General features: G+C 50.9%; 11 protein-coding genes. 2 read left to right on the forward strand and 9 right to left on the reverse strand.

Annotated elements, in window-relative coordinates; genetic code table 11:
- Positions 1-113 precede the first annotated feature (113 nt).
- Positions 114-1,349 carry a DEAD/DEAH box helicase gene (locus tag SYK_RS03730; RefSeq protein WP_281762265.1) on the forward strand — a complete coding sequence of 412 codons (1,236 nt, stop codon included), beginning with the start codon at positions 114-116 and terminating at the stop codon, positions 1,347-1,349.
- Between the two features lie 85 nt (positions 1,350-1,434).
- Here SYK_RS03730 and SYK_RS03735 read toward each other — a convergent pair whose 3' ends face one another.
- The 9 genes from SYK_RS03735 to SYK_RS03775 all read right to left on the reverse strand — a co-directional run bounded on the left by SYK_RS03735 (position 1,435) and on the right by SYK_RS03775 (position 12,654).
- Positions 1,435-2,730, reverse strand: a complete 1,296-nt coding sequence (locus SYK_RS03735; RefSeq protein ID WP_281762266.1) for a (Fe-S)-binding protein — start codon at positions 2,728-2,730, stop codon at positions 1,435-1,437.
- Positions 2,731-2,838: 108 nt separating this feature from the next.
- A complete protein-coding gene (locus SYK_RS03740; RefSeq protein ID WP_281762267.1) occupies positions 2,839-3,741 on the reverse strand; it encodes a universal stress protein in 903 nt (300 codons plus the stop codon).
- Positions 3,734-4,687, reverse strand: coding sequence for a CoB--CoM heterodisulfide reductase iron-sulfur subunit B family protein (locus tag SYK_RS03745; RefSeq protein ID WP_281762268.1), 954 nt, complete (start codon positions 4,685-4,687; stop codon positions 3,734-3,736). Before SYK_RS03745 ends, SYK_RS03740 begins: the two co-directional genes overlap by 8 nt.
- Positions 4,684-5,250: a 4Fe-4S dicluster domain-containing protein gene (locus SYK_RS03750; RefSeq protein ID WP_281762269.1), complete on the reverse strand. Its 567-nt coding sequence runs from the start codon at positions 5,248-5,250 to the stop codon at positions 4,684-4,686. The genes SYK_RS03745 and SYK_RS03750 overlap by 4 nt, the downstream gene beginning before the upstream one ends.
- Before the next feature lie 25 nt (positions 5,251-5,275).
- A complete protein-coding gene (locus tag SYK_RS03755; RefSeq protein WP_281762270.1) occupies positions 5,276-8,710 on the reverse strand; it encodes an FAD-dependent oxidoreductase in 3,435 nt (1,144 codons plus the stop codon).
- Between the two features lie 28 nt (positions 8,711-8,738).
- The gene (locus SYK_RS03760) at positions 8,739-9,884 is read right to left on the reverse strand and encodes a 4Fe-4S dicluster domain-containing protein (RefSeq protein WP_281762271.1); all 1,146 of its coding nucleotides are present in this window, start codon (positions 9,882-9,884) and stop codon (positions 8,739-8,741) included.
- Between the two features lie 18 nt (positions 9,885-9,902).
- Complete coding sequence (locus SYK_RS03765) at positions 9,903-10,328, reverse strand: hydrogenase iron-sulfur subunit (protein ID WP_281762272.1); 426 nt, start codon at positions 10,326-10,328, stop codon at positions 9,903-9,905.
- A 9-nt stretch (positions 10,329-10,337) separates the two neighbouring features.
- On the reverse strand, positions 10,338-12,362 hold the full coding sequence (locus tag SYK_RS03770) for a CoB--CoM heterodisulfide reductase iron-sulfur subunit A family protein (RefSeq protein ID WP_281762273.1): 2,025 nt from the start codon (positions 12,360-12,362) through the stop codon (positions 10,338-10,340).
- 22 nt (positions 12,363-12,384) lie between these two features.
- On the reverse strand, positions 12,385-12,654 hold the full coding sequence (locus tag SYK_RS03775) for a transposase (RefSeq protein ID WP_281762274.1): 270 nt from the start codon (positions 12,652-12,654) through the stop codon (positions 12,385-12,387).
- Between the two features lie 588 nt (positions 12,655-13,242).
- On the opposite strand from SYK_RS03775, the gene SYK_RS03780 reads away from it, so the two are divergent.
- Positions 13,243-14,649 carry a sigma-54-dependent transcriptional regulator gene (locus SYK_RS03780; RefSeq protein ID WP_281762275.1) on the forward strand — a complete coding sequence of 469 codons (1,407 nt, stop codon included), beginning with the start codon at positions 13,243-13,245 and terminating at the stop codon, positions 14,647-14,649.
- Positions 14,650-14,684: the final 35 nt, after the last annotated feature.

A 14,684-nucleotide genomic window follows, 5' to 3' on the forward strand; every position in this document is an offset into this window, starting at 1 on the left:
CGAAACAAGATTTATTCCACGTACCAGAGCCATCCCTTAATATATATCCGGTAATCCGGACACGACCGCTGTTGCGCGCCGTCGTCATTAATACCTTTTCACACAAGGATCGTATGGCTTTTTCCTCTTTTTCTTTTGATAACCGTCTTAATGCGGGCATCAAATCATGCGGCTATGAAACCCCGACCCCTATCCAGACTCAGGCAATCCCTCACGTACTCAAAGGGTACGATGTCATGGGATTGGCCCAAACTGGCACAGGTAAGACCGCTGCGTTTGCCCTGCCTACTCTGCAACGTTTGCTGGACGAAAGGCTGCCCGCCAAAGGTGCACCCAAAATTCTGGTTCTCGCTCCGACTCGTGAGCTGGCATTGCAGATTCACGAAAGCTTCATCGCTCTGGGTAAACAAACCGGTATTCGCAGTGCTGCCGTCATAGGCGGCGTGGGCATGAGTCCTCAGGTCAAGGCCTTCGCCCATTCACGGATCATCGTGGCTTGTCCGGGTCGATTGGTACGTCTCATGAAAATGAACGCTATCAGCCTTAATCAAATCAACACATTGGTTCTCGACGAAGCAGACCGGATGCTCGATATGGGGTTCATGCCCGACATCAAACGCATCTTGGCCAAACTGCCTGTCAAACGGCAGAATCTGCTCTTTTCCGCCACGATGCCCGCCGATATCAGAAAGCTCGCAGAGAAAATTCTCAACCAGCCCAAAACCGTTCAGGTCGCCAACACGGTCTCGGTAAAAAGCGTTGGACATATTCAGTACAAGGCGCCCAACCATCTCAAACTTTCCCTGTTGGGAAAAGTTCTCGCTGCAACTGACCATAAAAGCGTACTCATCTTTACCCGCACAAAGCACAAGGCAAAGAATCTGGCGCGCAAGCTCAGTAACGGTGGAGAAAACTGCACTTTCCTTCAAGGCAATATGAGCCAGGGACAACGCCAAAGAGCTTTGGACGGATTTCGCAACGGGCAGTTCAACATTATGGTAGCCACCGACATCGCCGCGCGCGGTATCGATTGCGACCGCATTTCCCATGTCATCAATTTTGACATGCCGGACACCGTTGAAAACTATACTCACCGTATTGGACGGACCGGTCGAGCCGGTCGATCCGGCACTGCCGTCAGTTTTGTAACCCCGGAAGAACGCTCTCAGATCAAAGACATTGAGCGGGTCATGCGTATCAAAATCGAACAAGATACCATTGACGGATTCGATCACAACGCCGTCAGTACCAAAATAGACACTCGCAAACCCAGCCGCCGTCCTCCCAAGAATCGCTTTTCCAATTCAAGAAAGCGTAGTTCCAACCGAGGTCGTCGCTCCGCAGCGTAGTCTTCCTTTCGTTACGAGAACAAAGCCCTGTCCTTCGGCAATTAAACCGAAGCACAGGGCTTTCCCTTGTCTATCCCTTTCCTGTCTACAACCCTACATTCTTCAAATCATCTCCGAGATATTCACGTTCGTTTTCGCCAAGCATACCGAGCGAAAGACAAATGAGTGTCCAGAGGTGAACCACCGGGAAGTGTGCGCCGGAGTATTCACTGAGATCATGAATCTGTGAATGGCAGTTATGACATGGCGCGATGCAATAGTCCGCCTTGGTGCGAAGAATCTGATCGAGTTTGATCTGACCATACTTGCGCCGTTCGTCTGCAAAACCTGACTGGAGAAATCCGCCGCCGCCACCGCAACAGTAGTTGTTGGATTTATTCGGCCACATATCGATGAAATTTTCTTCACCGACTACGGATTTGACCACAAAACGAAGGTCCTCGGCCACCGGATCACCCAGTGACTTCCGTACAAGCTGACACGGGTCCTGAACCGTGAAGGTCACGCCCAAGTCCTTGTTCCAATCGGAGTTGACTGGCAGCTTGCCCTCACGAATCCACTGGGCATACAGCCGAATAATGCTTTCCATCTCGAAGTCGTGTTCAACATTAAACTTTTGCAGTCCGGCCCGGACTGCATAAAATTCGTGTCCTCACTCCGTGTTGAGCCAAACCTTGCACCCCAGCTCTTCTACGGCTCCGGCCTTGTTGCGCACCACATTTTCCCATGCGTCATCATCGGCCAGAAACATGCAGTAATTTTCTGCAGCCCATCCTTTGGTGCTATATGTCCAGTCCGCGCCGACCAGATTAAGTATCTTCCAGAGCGGAACCATTTCGTCCGGCTCGGTCACTGGTTCGCGTGAATTCTGATTCAGGAAATAATACGCGCCCTTTCTGTCGACAGAGACTTGAATATTCTCCTGACCAGGCTGCATTTCACGCACTTCCTCGGCCACATCCTCAACCACGAATTTGAAGTCTTCGCTGGATGCACCCATTGCGCTGTTGCCGGGGGTGTTCAAGGCCTGTTCGCAGGAACCAAGTATTCCTTTGGGACGATCTTCCCTCGGCCACGATTGACGGCATTGATAAATTAGTTGTGGGATATCCACTTCCATGGGACATGCATGAACACACCGTCGACACATGGTGCACAACCACACCCAGGATGTGGACCGGATAGTTTCTTCCTGTCCCATAAGCGCCAAACGCACGAATTTGCGAGGGTCCATGTCTTCCATACCCGTGGCAGGGCATCCTGCAGAACAGGCTCCACACGTGAGACACATGTTCAGATTACCGCCCTCGGGCAGCAGTTCCCGGACCTTGTCCACCAGTTCCGATTGCTTCGGCTCAAGAAGAAGCGCTGCTTCACCCATGGCTAACTCCTTTCGCGGACTTATGCCGCCGGATTCCCGGGAGCGGTCGCCCGCTCCCGAAAACCGTTTATCGTGAGGTTCAACTTTTATTCACACTGAATTTTCTATCTAGGCCAAGGCCTCCGTCTGAACAGCCGCGCCTGTCTGGTCGTACATAAGGCCGCAACGCAAATCGAAGTGACGGTTGACGCTCATGGTCGGACACGGTGCATTCAATGCCACCTGAGTGACCGTCGAACCAAGGAAAGCCTTTTCCGGATCACGTTCCTTGGAATGGTGAGCCATGATGATCAGGTCTGCATCGGCCTGATTCCCCATGCGCAGAATTTCCATGGAAGGCTTGCCGCGACAGGCCTCGAAACCGCATTCACCGATACCATCAAGACGAGGACCATATTCATCTTCCAGTCGTCCGATGACATCAGAGCGACTGTTTCCATTTTCCACGACATGCATGATCTTGAGATTGGCCTTGTACTGACGGGCCATCTGGCCGCCGTAACTTACGGCGCATTCAGCTTGATCAGAGAAATCGGTTGCCACAAGGATATTACTATACAGCGGTTCCTTACAAACAACGTCCTTGTGAACAATCATGACCGGACAGCGGGCCTTCTGACTCACGCGTTCAAGCGTACTGCCTGTCATGCCCCACATCTTGGAACGGGTTTCCTCGTATTCCTTGGTGTGCGGTCCCATGACGATAAGGTCGGTGTTCTTCTTTCGTGCCAGACGCAGAATCTCGTTGTGCGGGATACCCGGTACGACAATAATCTGTGATTCCTGGATTCCCTCAAGCATTTCCGCATACGTTTCAGAGATCTGTTCCTTGAGCCGTGAAGTTTCACCCGAAGGTTCCAGAGTTTCGATAGAACCCCAGCCCTGAGCCATGCCCGCTACATGAACGAGGTAAAGCTTTGACTCGAACTTACGAGCGAATTCCATTGCTGCCTGAACCGCGCAGTTGTCGATTCCGGTAGGAGTGACTCCTACGATGATGTCCTTAAACATGATTTGCCCCCTTGCTGAGGTTATCCGCCTTTGCTTCCGCCATATCGTCGCCGCTTTCGACCTGGTTCGGCTGGCTCCAGACCTTGTTGGCGATATCCCTCCTGACCCCAGCCGATATGGTCAGGTTTTTCTCGAATTGAATGGCCCCATCCTCCAGCCCGAAGGCTTCGCCCATCAATTGTGTCAGATAGAGAATGGGGATAGGTTTGGCTCCAAGTTTCTGCGCCTGCGACTGATATGCCTCAAGATTCATCTGACATAATGGACAGACCGTGGCGATGGCATCCGCGCCCTCTGCATCAGCGAGTATTGCCGCCACCGATTGAAGTGCCACATCTCTATGCCCCACCATGAGCGAAGCACCACAACATTTGTTTCCGTGATTCCACTCATGCATTTCTGCACCCAATGCCGTAAGAACACGATGCATGGATGTAGGGTTCTTGGGATCATCAAACACCGGGTATGGTCGTAAGATCTGACACCCGTAATATGGGGCGATCTTCATGCCCTCAAGGTTGTTTGTCACCTTCTGTTCAATAATTTTTGCCCCGACATCATTGATGAGAACATCGAGAATATGTCGCACCTCCACCTTGCCGGAATAGGTCAAACCGGACGCAGCCAGCACTTCATTCACCTTGCCATGCAGACTCCTGTCTCCAATTACTTCCTTGTTCACCTTGAGCAGGTTGAGATAGCAGGCGGAACACGGCGCGATCACATCAATGCCGTCGAGTTCTTTTTCAGTGAGGGCAAGATTACGTGCCGGAAGCGCATAGTTCATAAGCTTGCTCACCGGCTCAGCCGCACTCGCGCCGCAACAGGTCCAGTCTGGAATTTCAATCAATTCGGCACCAAGATACTCCATGACTGCACGCGTAGAGATATCAAACTCCGTCGCACTTTCAGTCAAAGAACAACCTGGGTAGTATGCGTATTTCATGACAATCCCTCCATCTCTCGCGCCTTGGCGAACATAGGCTTCAGCACTCCGCCCTGACCGCCACCCGGCATATGTACCTTGCCCTTGGCCATCATCTTCATACCCAGCGGTACAAACTTGAGCGGTAGCGTCGGGTTATCCATGCGTTTGAAGAAATAATTGCTCATCATGCCCATTTCCTGCACTCGACCATGTGACTCGACATTTTCCATGAACGCTCTATAGAACGCACTGTTCTTACGTCCTTTGCCACTGAGCATGGCCAGTCTCTTCAGAGAAGCCATGACCGAAGTGAGTTTGAGACCTCGTGGACATCGCAGTGTGCAGGTGTAACAAGATGAACACATCCAGAAGGTCTGGCTTTCAAGGATCTCGTCGAGCATGCCGAACTGGATCATCCGCCACATGGCCCGTGGAGTGATATCCATGGCGAACCCGTTGGGACAGGATGCCGTACAAGTACCGCACTGCATACAGGCCCCGACTTCTTCCTTTAATTGGGCGAGCACGAACTCGATTTCATCTCCGGCCGGGCTCCATGTTTTTCTTACTGCTTCGCTCATGGCGTTATTCCTCCATATTTCCGAATTACGCCGGTTCTTCGAGTGCCGCGTCAATGACAGACATCATCGGCCCATCGTGGAATCCCTTGAGGACCGTGGCACTGTTAGGACAAACTGCCGCACAGGAGCCACACCCCTGACACAGGATTTCGTCCACCTGAATCTGACCGAGTTCCATATCCAATACACGAGCACCATACGGGCAGGCCGCGATACACGCCTGACACAATGAACACAATGAGTGTCGGACAGAGGCCACCACAGTTTCACGGGCAATAGTTTCTGCATTGAGAATTCGTAATGCGCGTTGAGCAGCAGCCTTTGCAGAAGCAACAGATTCTCCCATTCGACGAGGAGCCAAACCGGTTCCGCACGCGTAAACACCCTGCTTGAGGAAATCTACGGGCCGCCACTTGAAATCCGCTTCTTGATAAAAGCCGTCTTCGTTAATCTCCACGCCAAAGACTTCCTGGATATCATCCATGTCATTGGGTTCCATGCCACTCGAAAGTGACAGAATATCTGGCCTGAGGATTATGTTTTCCCTAAGAATGGGGTCGTAGGCCGTAATGACCGGCTTACCTTCCTCAAACTTCACCTGAGGGGGGGCGTCCTGTTCATATCGAATGAAGATGGCTCCGGCCTTCCGTGCCTGCGTGTAGTAGGTCTCAAGGAAACCAGGCATCATAATATCACGATAGAACACGTATATCGACAGATCAGGATTGCGCTCCTTGAGAGCGAGCACGTTCTTGACCATTTCCGGACAACACACCTTGCTGCAATAGGTACGGTCCTCACCGGGCTTGCGCCAACACTGAATCATGGCAACCGAAGAAAGTATGCCTGCGTCAAGCTGACCTGTGGCAAGCTGTTCTTCCAATGCGAAATGAGTCATCACCGACTTATGCACACACAGGCCGCTTTCATAGACCTTGGCCTCGTGTGCACCGGTAGCAAGAATGGAGACACCATGCTCAAGAGGGAATACTCCTTCCGGACTGGCAATGGCGGAACGGAACCGTCCTGCACTGCCTCGAGACAGCACGACACGTGAATCCTTGAGCACCCTGATATTCGGATGCTTTTCCACCTGTGCGATGAGTTCTTCCATGTACTTGTGTGGATCGGAACCATCGAGTTGTGTATGCAACCGCATAGCCATGCCGCCAAGTTCTTCTTCGGATTCCACCAAACAGACTCCATAGCCTTGATCCGCAATAGCCATAGCCGCTGTCATACCCGCCAATCCACCACCGACAACCAAGGCCGACCGTTCTACGTCAACCATATTAGGTGGCGGTGTTGGGTCGACTCCTTGCAACCGTGCTACAGCCGTGGACAAAGATGCGTAAATCTCCTTCTCCGCTGTTCGTGCATCTGTTTCCGGGCCAAAGGTCGGTGTATAGATATCCACCACATCCATAAGTGCGGGATTCAGACCAATGGTCTTACCCAATTCCTTGAGACGGGGAATGTAGGCGTAAGGCATACACGCACCGATGATAATACGGTTCGGCTTGAACTCTATGGCCGCCTGTTCAATATCGCCCCACCCTTCTACCGTGCAGGCACTTCCTACACTTACAACCTTGCAAACCGAGTGAACATTGGCCATACGCAGACTCAACGCTTCGATATCAACGGATTGCTCCAAAGTAGGACAGGATGCACAGACTGCCACCAATGTACGAGGTGGTTCACGCGAAACGTCTGGGAAATCGGGTTCAGGTTCGTCCTCAATACCCGCCAGCACGTCATATGCCTTGATGATACGGGACGCGGCTTGCGCTGCTGCGCCTGCATGAATCACGGATTCGGAGATGTCCTTGGGTTCACCAAACGCCCCGGCTGCGAATATACCGACAGCGCTTGTGCGTTCCGGTGAATACGGCTGCGTATCTGCGAAACCCCACTGATTGAGATCAATACCGATTGTCTGCGCAAATGTGTCCGAATTCTTTGGCGGACGTGCTCCCACGGCCAGAACAACCATGTCATAGATTTCGGTGACCATTGTTCCGTCTTCGGCAAAGTATTCGAGTTTGATGTCTTGCCCGTCATCCGTCGGCAGGAGCGAATGAGGACGGCTGCGCACAAAACGAACGCCCTGTTCTTTTTCAGCATTGATACGATATCGTTGATATCCCTTCCCCGCCGTACGCATATCCATGTAAAAAATGGAAGTCTCCACTTCACCATTGGTCACCTTTTTAGCGAGCAACGATTCCTTGATGGAAAACATGCAGCATATCCCAGAACAGAAATCCGCATTCCTTTGCACATCGCGCGAGCCAACGCACTGAATCCATGCAATCTTTTTGATCGGCTTGTCATCACCGGGACGCAACAGCTTGCCGCCTGTGGGACCAGTCCCGCTCAAAAGGCGTTCGAATTCGACCGCTGTAAGTACGCCGGGGTGTTCATAATTCCAGATTTCCGATGAAACCTCAGGATCTGTTTTTGGATCGTAGCACTCAAATCCACCGGCCAAAACGATGGCTCCGACTTCCAGTTCCTCGACAGTGTCTGAAAGAATACGCACGAACAACTTATCGAGCCACGGCACAAACTTCTTTGCCGTCAACGGCTTGGTCAGATATTCGCGTGCACCTTGCAAAACAAGTTCGGTAGCGGTTTCATCCTGACTTTCATCTGCCAGAATAACCACCGGCATATCCGGGTGAAGTTCCTGACAACGTGTCAAGACACGTTCGGCATCCATGTCATTAATATTTAATCCAAGTAGGACAAGCCTGAATTGATCGGTTTCGGCGAGCTGATCCACTGCCTCACGCCCACTTGCGGTAAAATGAAGTGGGAAATTCTGTTCATCAAGACTTCCTTGCATCATTTCCTGTACCGTTTCATCTCGATCTACCACGAGGATATGAAAATCCTTGCGCTCTTCGAACTTGAAATCAATGGCCCCGGTAGGACATACTTCATGACATTTCCAACAACGCAAACAGTTGTCCAAATCCAGTACATACTGATTGGGAATGGCATGCGGAACCGGCAGATAAATAGCTGCCCGTTGCGTCAATCCAGCGTTGAATTCACTGTCCACTCGAACCGGGCACACCTCGGAACACTTGCCGCAACTAACACATTTGGTCGGGTCCACCAAAGGCGATGTTCGGTTTAACGAGACAAAGAACTTGCCCGGTTCACCTTCTACTTCCGCCACTTCGGTAGAGAGCATAATATCAATATTATCGTGAAACAGCCCCTTGCGCAGGCAATACTGGCTGGATGAATCCCGTGACATAAGCGGCAGCATCTTACACATGCCGCAATGATCGGACGGAAATTGGTGGTCAAGTTGACTCAAAATTCCACCGTGGTTCGGACGGCGGTCGATAAGAGCGACCTTGTGACCAGTAACGGCCAGGTCGAGAGCGGCGCGTATACCACCGATTCCTGCGCCTACCACCATTGCTCCGTATTGCTTCCTCATAACGTCCTCCCGAAACTGGGACCTGTCATTAGGCCATGTGCGACACTGTGTCCTGGAACTCGTCTTCCTTGAAAACCGAAAGCGGCGGCGACTCTTCCAGACTTCTGCCCGGCTCGTAGTCAAAGCTCTTCTGTGTCCGAGCTGCGACTGTACGGAACAACTCCATTACGGGGATGCCGTTAGGACAAGCATTAGAACACTGTCCACATCCCACACAGGCCATGGACATATGCGCCATACGGGTCAGATGATAGAAGATAGTATCCGTGGGCAGCTTGAGACTTCCCTTACGCTTGGCCCAGCCCATGTACTGCCACGGCTTATGTTCGAACACGTCAGTATTAAAAACGCATTCCTTGCAGTAACAAACCGGACAAGCCACTCGGCAATTATAACAATTCACGCAACTCGACAGATATTCTGACAAATCGGTCAATGTACCAGTGGCGGCCTTGGTCGCCTCAATCATGGCATCACGATTTTTAGTGCGCACCTTAATAAGCGATTCAAGCACTGCGTCTCGTCCAGTGGTTTCCATATTGGGCAACCCAAGGCTATTGAGCAGAGCCTCGCCTCGAGCACTATCTGCCATGACCGGAATAGCATCGTGCAGATCTGCACCGGCGATCCCAATAACAATATCCGCATTGGTCGGAGCCGGGAATTCACAGGACTTGCAGGCCGGAGCTATATCCACACCGTTCACAGCTGTCTCATTTGCTCCACCGTGCTGTCCTTGAAATGCAAGTGTTGCCTCAAATGACTCCCGGTCACCGACGAACGTCGTATAGCCAGTGTTGTCATAGGCCCCCATACAATCCATCCCCACGATAATTACATCATCAAGGCTGCCCTGATTGAGCTTCACTAATTCCACGAATGCCCTAATTTCACAGGGGCGCATAACAACAGCTATACGTTCGCCGGACTGACCACGCGTCAATCGCGACAGAAGTTTTGCACTGTTCAGGGGAAATGCCGGAGCCAAAGGGTCCGCACCTGAAAGCTGATCAGGGTCAGTCACCAACGTCGGCATGGGGAGTCCCTTGTCAAACAGATGAACCGGCACCACGACTCCGCCTAATGACTCGTCTTCCAACAAGCCACGCAAAAAGCCTTGTATCGCCACAACCGGGTTGTTATTTTCAACCTGTATTTTCACAGTGGTCGCCATGTCGCCACCTCCCAGTGTCTAAACCACGGCCATGGAACGCGCTTCCATGGGACCGAGTTCTCTGATTTCGTTAATGAAAGAATTTACCGTTTCCGCAAATTCATTCCCTTCACTCGCTCCTACCCAAGTCAGCTTGACGCGCTCCCTTTCAACTCCAAACTGAGGCAGGATTTCGTTGAGGAGCTTAACCCGACGTCGGGCCTTGTAATTGCCATTGATATAATGGCAATCACCGGGATGACACCCACTGACAAGCACTCCGTCAGCTCCGGAAAGGAGCGACTTTACGATGTACTTGGGGTCCACCATGCCGGTACACATAACGCGTACCAATCGAAGATTCGGCTGTTGCACCATTCTCGACGTTCCAGCGAGATCTGCTGCGGTGTAGGTGCACCAGTTGCAGACAAAAGCTAAAATGGTCGGTTCGAATTCACTACTCATCACTGCCTCCTAGGCTTCGCCTGGTTGATTGTCGCTGACGGCCTCAGCTATTTGTCCCTCGCCCTCAGGAGGCACAAGGTCAAACATCATGCCAAGCATTCCATCGATTTCATTGAATATCTGTGTCTGATTAAAGTGCTTGATCTGTGCGGCTCCACTCGGACAATAACCGGCACAGCTGCCACACCCCTTACACATGGCTTCATTGATGACCGAAATTTGTCGTCGTTCATCAAATTCAATGGCCGAGTATGGGCACAAGTCGATACACACCTTGCATCCGATGCACACGTCCGGGTCGATCCACGAGGTTGTAGGAGAGATGGAGACCGTTCCCTTAGCCGCAAGCGCAAGGGCCTGCGCTGCACCACCTGAAGCATGGGCAACGGCATCAGGGATATCCTTTGGTCCCTGACAGGCTCCAGCAAGGAACACACCATCTGTTGCGGTAGAAACCGGACCAAGCTTGGGATGCTCTTCGAGGAAGAAACCATCCTGCCCTTGGGCCACACCGAAGATACGTGCCACTTCATTTGTATCACTCCGTGCTTCCATGGCGGTACAAAGAATGACCATGTCCACAGGCACCCGCACGTTCATTCCGAGCAAGGTATCCTCGCCGACGATGACCAGCGAATCGTCTTCCTGCACAACTTCAGCCGGACGGCCTCGAATAAAGGTCACGCCTTCTTCCTGCACACGCTTGAAGAATTCTTCGTACCCTTTACCGAAACACCGCATATCAATATAAAAATTATACACTTTGGTGTCATGTCCGACCTTGTCTTTGATAAGATGATCAAACTTGAGGGCGTACATGCAACAGGTGCGCGAACAGTATTCGTGATAATTCTTATCGCGGCTGCCCACACAATGAATTATACCGACACTCTTGGGCGCCTCGCCATTCTTCAAGACGATCTTTCCCTCGGTGGGACCAACTGCATTGTTAAGCCGTTCGAATTGTAGCGCGGTGTACACATTGTCAAAACGACCAAAACCGTATTCGTACAACGGTGTCGGGTCCATGGCATCGTATCCGGTAGCCAGTACGATGGAACCAACATTAAAGACTTCATGAGTCTCCTTCATTGTATAATCAATGGCCCCGGTAGGACATATAGTCTGACAAATTCCGCACTTGTCCTTGGTGATCTTTTTGCAAATTGAACCATCAATGACCGGCGTACTCGGCACAGCCTGTGGCGAATTCCGATAAATGGCCTTTCGCATGGAAAGCCCTTCGTTAAACTCATTCAAGGCCTTGGTTGGACACTTTTCAAGACAGGCACCGCATCCAGTACAAATAGCTTCGTTGACGTAGCGAGGCTTGTGCTTCACGGTCACGGTATAATTCCCGACAAAACCGGAAACGTCCTCGACTTCACTCCACGTCATAAGATTGATATTCGGTTCCTGCGACACTGCCACCATCTTGGGGGTAGAGATGCAGGCCGCACAATCCAACGTCGGAAACGTCTTGTCGAACTGGGCCATATGTCCACCAATTGATGGACTTTTTTCAACCAGATGAACCTTGTGTCCCGATTTTGCGATATCAAGAGAGGCCTGAATACCGGCGATGCCAGCACCAACGACCATGACATCCGGCAGGACATCCACTTCGCGAGAAAAGAGCTTCTCATGATCACCCACTCTATCAACAGCCGCTTCGACAATGTGCTTGGCCTTGGCTGTCGCTTCATCCGGGTCAGCGGTTGTCCATGAACAATGTTCACGAATACATGCGTGTTGCATGAGATAAGGATTCAGCCCAGCTCTTGCACAAGCCTTCTGAAACGTCTTTTCATGCAGACGCGGCGAACAGGATGCCACGACGACCCGATTGAGGCCGTATTCGCGGATATCCTTGATAACCATTTCTTGTCCCGGGTCCGAACACATGAATTGGTAGTCTCGAGAGACCGCCACGTCCTTGAGTTTTCCGGCATACCTGGCCACGTCTTCGCAATCGACCTTTCCCGCGATGTTCGAACCGCAGTGACAGATGTATACTCCGATTTTGTTGCCCATGGTTCCTCCATTCCTCGACGTGTCAACGACTGCTCTTGCCGCTGGTCAGTTCCAAAGTCAGTTCGCCCACCAGTTTTTTGAGTTCTTCATTTTCAGCGATCAACTCAGATTCACTCGAAAGATTTGGTCGCTTTTCAAAAATCTGATGGCATTGCTCCAGGAATTGCCCTCGCCACTTGTAATACTGTCCGGGTCGCAGGTCGTGGGAGCGACACAAGTCATTGACGCACCCTCCCATAAGGCCTTCCAAGACGATCTTTGCTTTTTTCCGTGCATCCCATTTGCGCCGCATTCGTGATACCTCCTTGCCGTATTCCCTTGTCTTCTCTTTTCCGGGGCGTTCACATGGAGAGTATGAGAGTGTCGCGCTACGCGAACCGCTTGAATATTGTTGCCCTTGAATCAGCAACCCCGCTTGAACCAAAAGGAAATTCATTTTCCCGGATATCCGCGTTACTCCCGGACGATTCTCACTTGCTCTCTAAGAACAAGATGCGTACCGCTTTCGAGTTGTATAGATATTCTCGATTGATGGAGAGAGAGTCTATTGGCAGACGCGCTGTTTTTCCTTGAAAATCAGGCTTAAAACGTCTTCTCGTACAAGATGAGTCTTGCAAAACAAGACACATCCTCGCCCTGAAGAGAGTCACCTGCCATTCATAGGATGAAATTATTTGCAAAAGATTGTGCGAGGACTCTCAAGAGTCTCTCATCCTTTAAAGAGCGTTGAGTGTCTTGTTAGACGAGACTTTTTAATTCCCTCAAAACGATATGTTTTTTTCTTCAACAATTTCAAGATGTAGACAGATTTGACAATTCCCGCACAATTCATGGTATAATTATGTGAGGACTTCTTTGTGGGAAGAGGGAGAATTACGTCATGGCCGAAATTCTCATTATTGATGGAGACAGGAGTTTTACTCAAGCCTTGGGGAAAGCTCTTGCAACACACGGCCTGCCGACGGCAGACTGTGATACATTGTCACGTGCGATGGGCCTGCTTCACACCGGTGACTACAAGGCTGTACTGCTTGGAGATGATCTTGCGGACGGAGACAGTCTTGCTTACCTCGCAACGATCAGAGAAATTCCGTCCTTTCCTGAAGTCATTGTCATTTCCCGTAGCCGAAATCCTGACATGGCGGAATTGGCCATTCAGAACGGTGCATGGAATTACATCACCAAACCGCTGAACATGCAGCGACTTCTCGTCCTTATCAGGCGTGTCATAGAGTACCATGAAGAACGATACAGCGGAGGTATCCGGTGTTCCCTGCGTCGTTCCGGTATCATTGGCAACAGCCGCCTGCTTCAATCCTGCCTAGATACACTGGCTCATGCTGCCAGCTCAGATGCAAATGTTCTTATCACCGGAGAAACTGGGACAGGTAAGGAACTCTTCGCACGAGCCATTCACAAAAACAGTGAACGTGCCGCAAATTCTTTTGTTGTCGTGGACTGTGCCGCTCTTCCAGACACTTTGGCAGAGAACCTGCTGTTTGGTCATGAACGTGGAGCATACACAAGTGCAGACAGGAATTCTGTTGGTCTTGTTAAACAAGCTGACGGCGGTATTCTCTTTCTCGATGAAGTAGGAGAACTTCCTCTATCCATGCAAAAAGTTTTCTTACGAGTACTGGAAGGACGCAGTTTTCGCCCCGTTGGAGGAATGAAAGAAATCCAGAGTGATTTTCGCCTTGTAGCTGCAACCAATCGAAATCTTGAGGCCATGGTTGAAAAAGACGACTTCCGGCGAGATCTTTTCTATCGGCTGCGCGGTATCCGCATGCAGCTTCCACCGCTTCGGGCAATGACAGAAGACATTAACGAATTGACATGTAAATTTATTCAGCATCATTCCAAACGACTTAAAATGGCGAGCAAAGGATTTTCGCCTGATTTCTTGGATGCACTGATGAACTATGAATGGCCAGGCAACATCCGAGAACTCCAAAACACCATTGAACAAGCCCTTTCACGAGCTGGCAAAGAATCGATCCTCTACCCTCGTCATCTGCCGCGTGCCATCCGTGCTGAAATTGCTCGACGTGACATGGAAAAAGGAACCAGTAAAGAAGAACATCAGGACCACTTACGTATTGATCCACAAGATTTCCCGACTCTCAAGGAGTATCGAAATCTCCAGTATGAAGAAATGGAAAAAAGGTATCTTCTTAATCTTTTTGATATAACCGGGGGGGATGTCAAAAAGTCATGCGAAGTCGCAGGGATTTCTCGCGCTCGATTTTATGTCCTCATCAAACAGCACGGAATATCAAGGGATTGAAAACGATTAACCACAACGCAAAACTCCCTGAGTCC

The sequence above is a fragment of the Pseudodesulfovibrio nedwellii genome, from assembly GCF_027923765.1.
GTDB lineage: Bacteria > Desulfobacterota > Desulfovibrionia > Desulfovibrionales > Desulfovibrionaceae > Pseudodesulfovibrio > Pseudodesulfovibrio nedwellii.

What these genes read in the sequence shown, in the direction of transcription:
- SYK_RS03730 (WP_281762265.1), top strand. Translation starts at nt 114, where the DNA reads ATGGCTTTTTCCTCTTTTTCTTTTGATAACCGTCTTAATGCGGGCATC.
- SYK_RS03740 (WP_281762267.1), bottom strand. Translation starts at nt 3,741, where the DNA reads ATGTTTAAGGACATCATCGTAGGAGTCACTCCTACCGGAATCGACAAC.
- SYK_RS03745 (WP_281762268.1), bottom strand. Translation starts at nt 4,687, where the DNA reads ATGAAATACGCATACTACCCAGGTTGTTCTTTGACTGAAAGTGCGACG.
- SYK_RS03750 (WP_281762269.1), bottom strand. Translation starts at nt 5,250, where the DNA reads ATGAGCGAAGCAGTAAGAAAAACATGGAGCCCGGCCGGAGATGAAATC.
- SYK_RS03755 (WP_281762270.1), bottom strand. Translation starts at nt 8,710, where the DNA reads ATGAGGAAGCAATACGGAGCAATGGTGGTAGGCGCAGGAATCGGTGGT.
- SYK_RS03760 (WP_281762271.1), bottom strand. Translation starts at nt 9,884, where the DNA reads ATGGCGACCACTGTGAAAATACAGGTTGAAAATAACAACCCGGTTGTG.
- SYK_RS03765 (WP_281762272.1), bottom strand. Translation starts at nt 10,328, where the DNA reads ATGAGTAGTGAATTCGAACCGACCATTTTAGCTTTTGTCTGCAACTGG.
- SYK_RS03770 (WP_281762273.1), bottom strand. Translation starts at nt 12,362, where the DNA reads ATGGGCAACAAAATCGGAGTATACATCTGTCACTGCGGTTCGAACATC.
- SYK_RS03775 (WP_281762274.1), bottom strand. Translation starts at nt 12,654, where the DNA reads ATGCGGCGCAAATGGGATGCACGGAAAAAAGCAAAGATCGTCTTGGAA.
- SYK_RS03780 (WP_281762275.1), top strand. Translation starts at nt 13,243, where the DNA reads ATGGCCGAAATTCTCATTATTGATGGAGACAGGAGTTTTACTCAAGCC.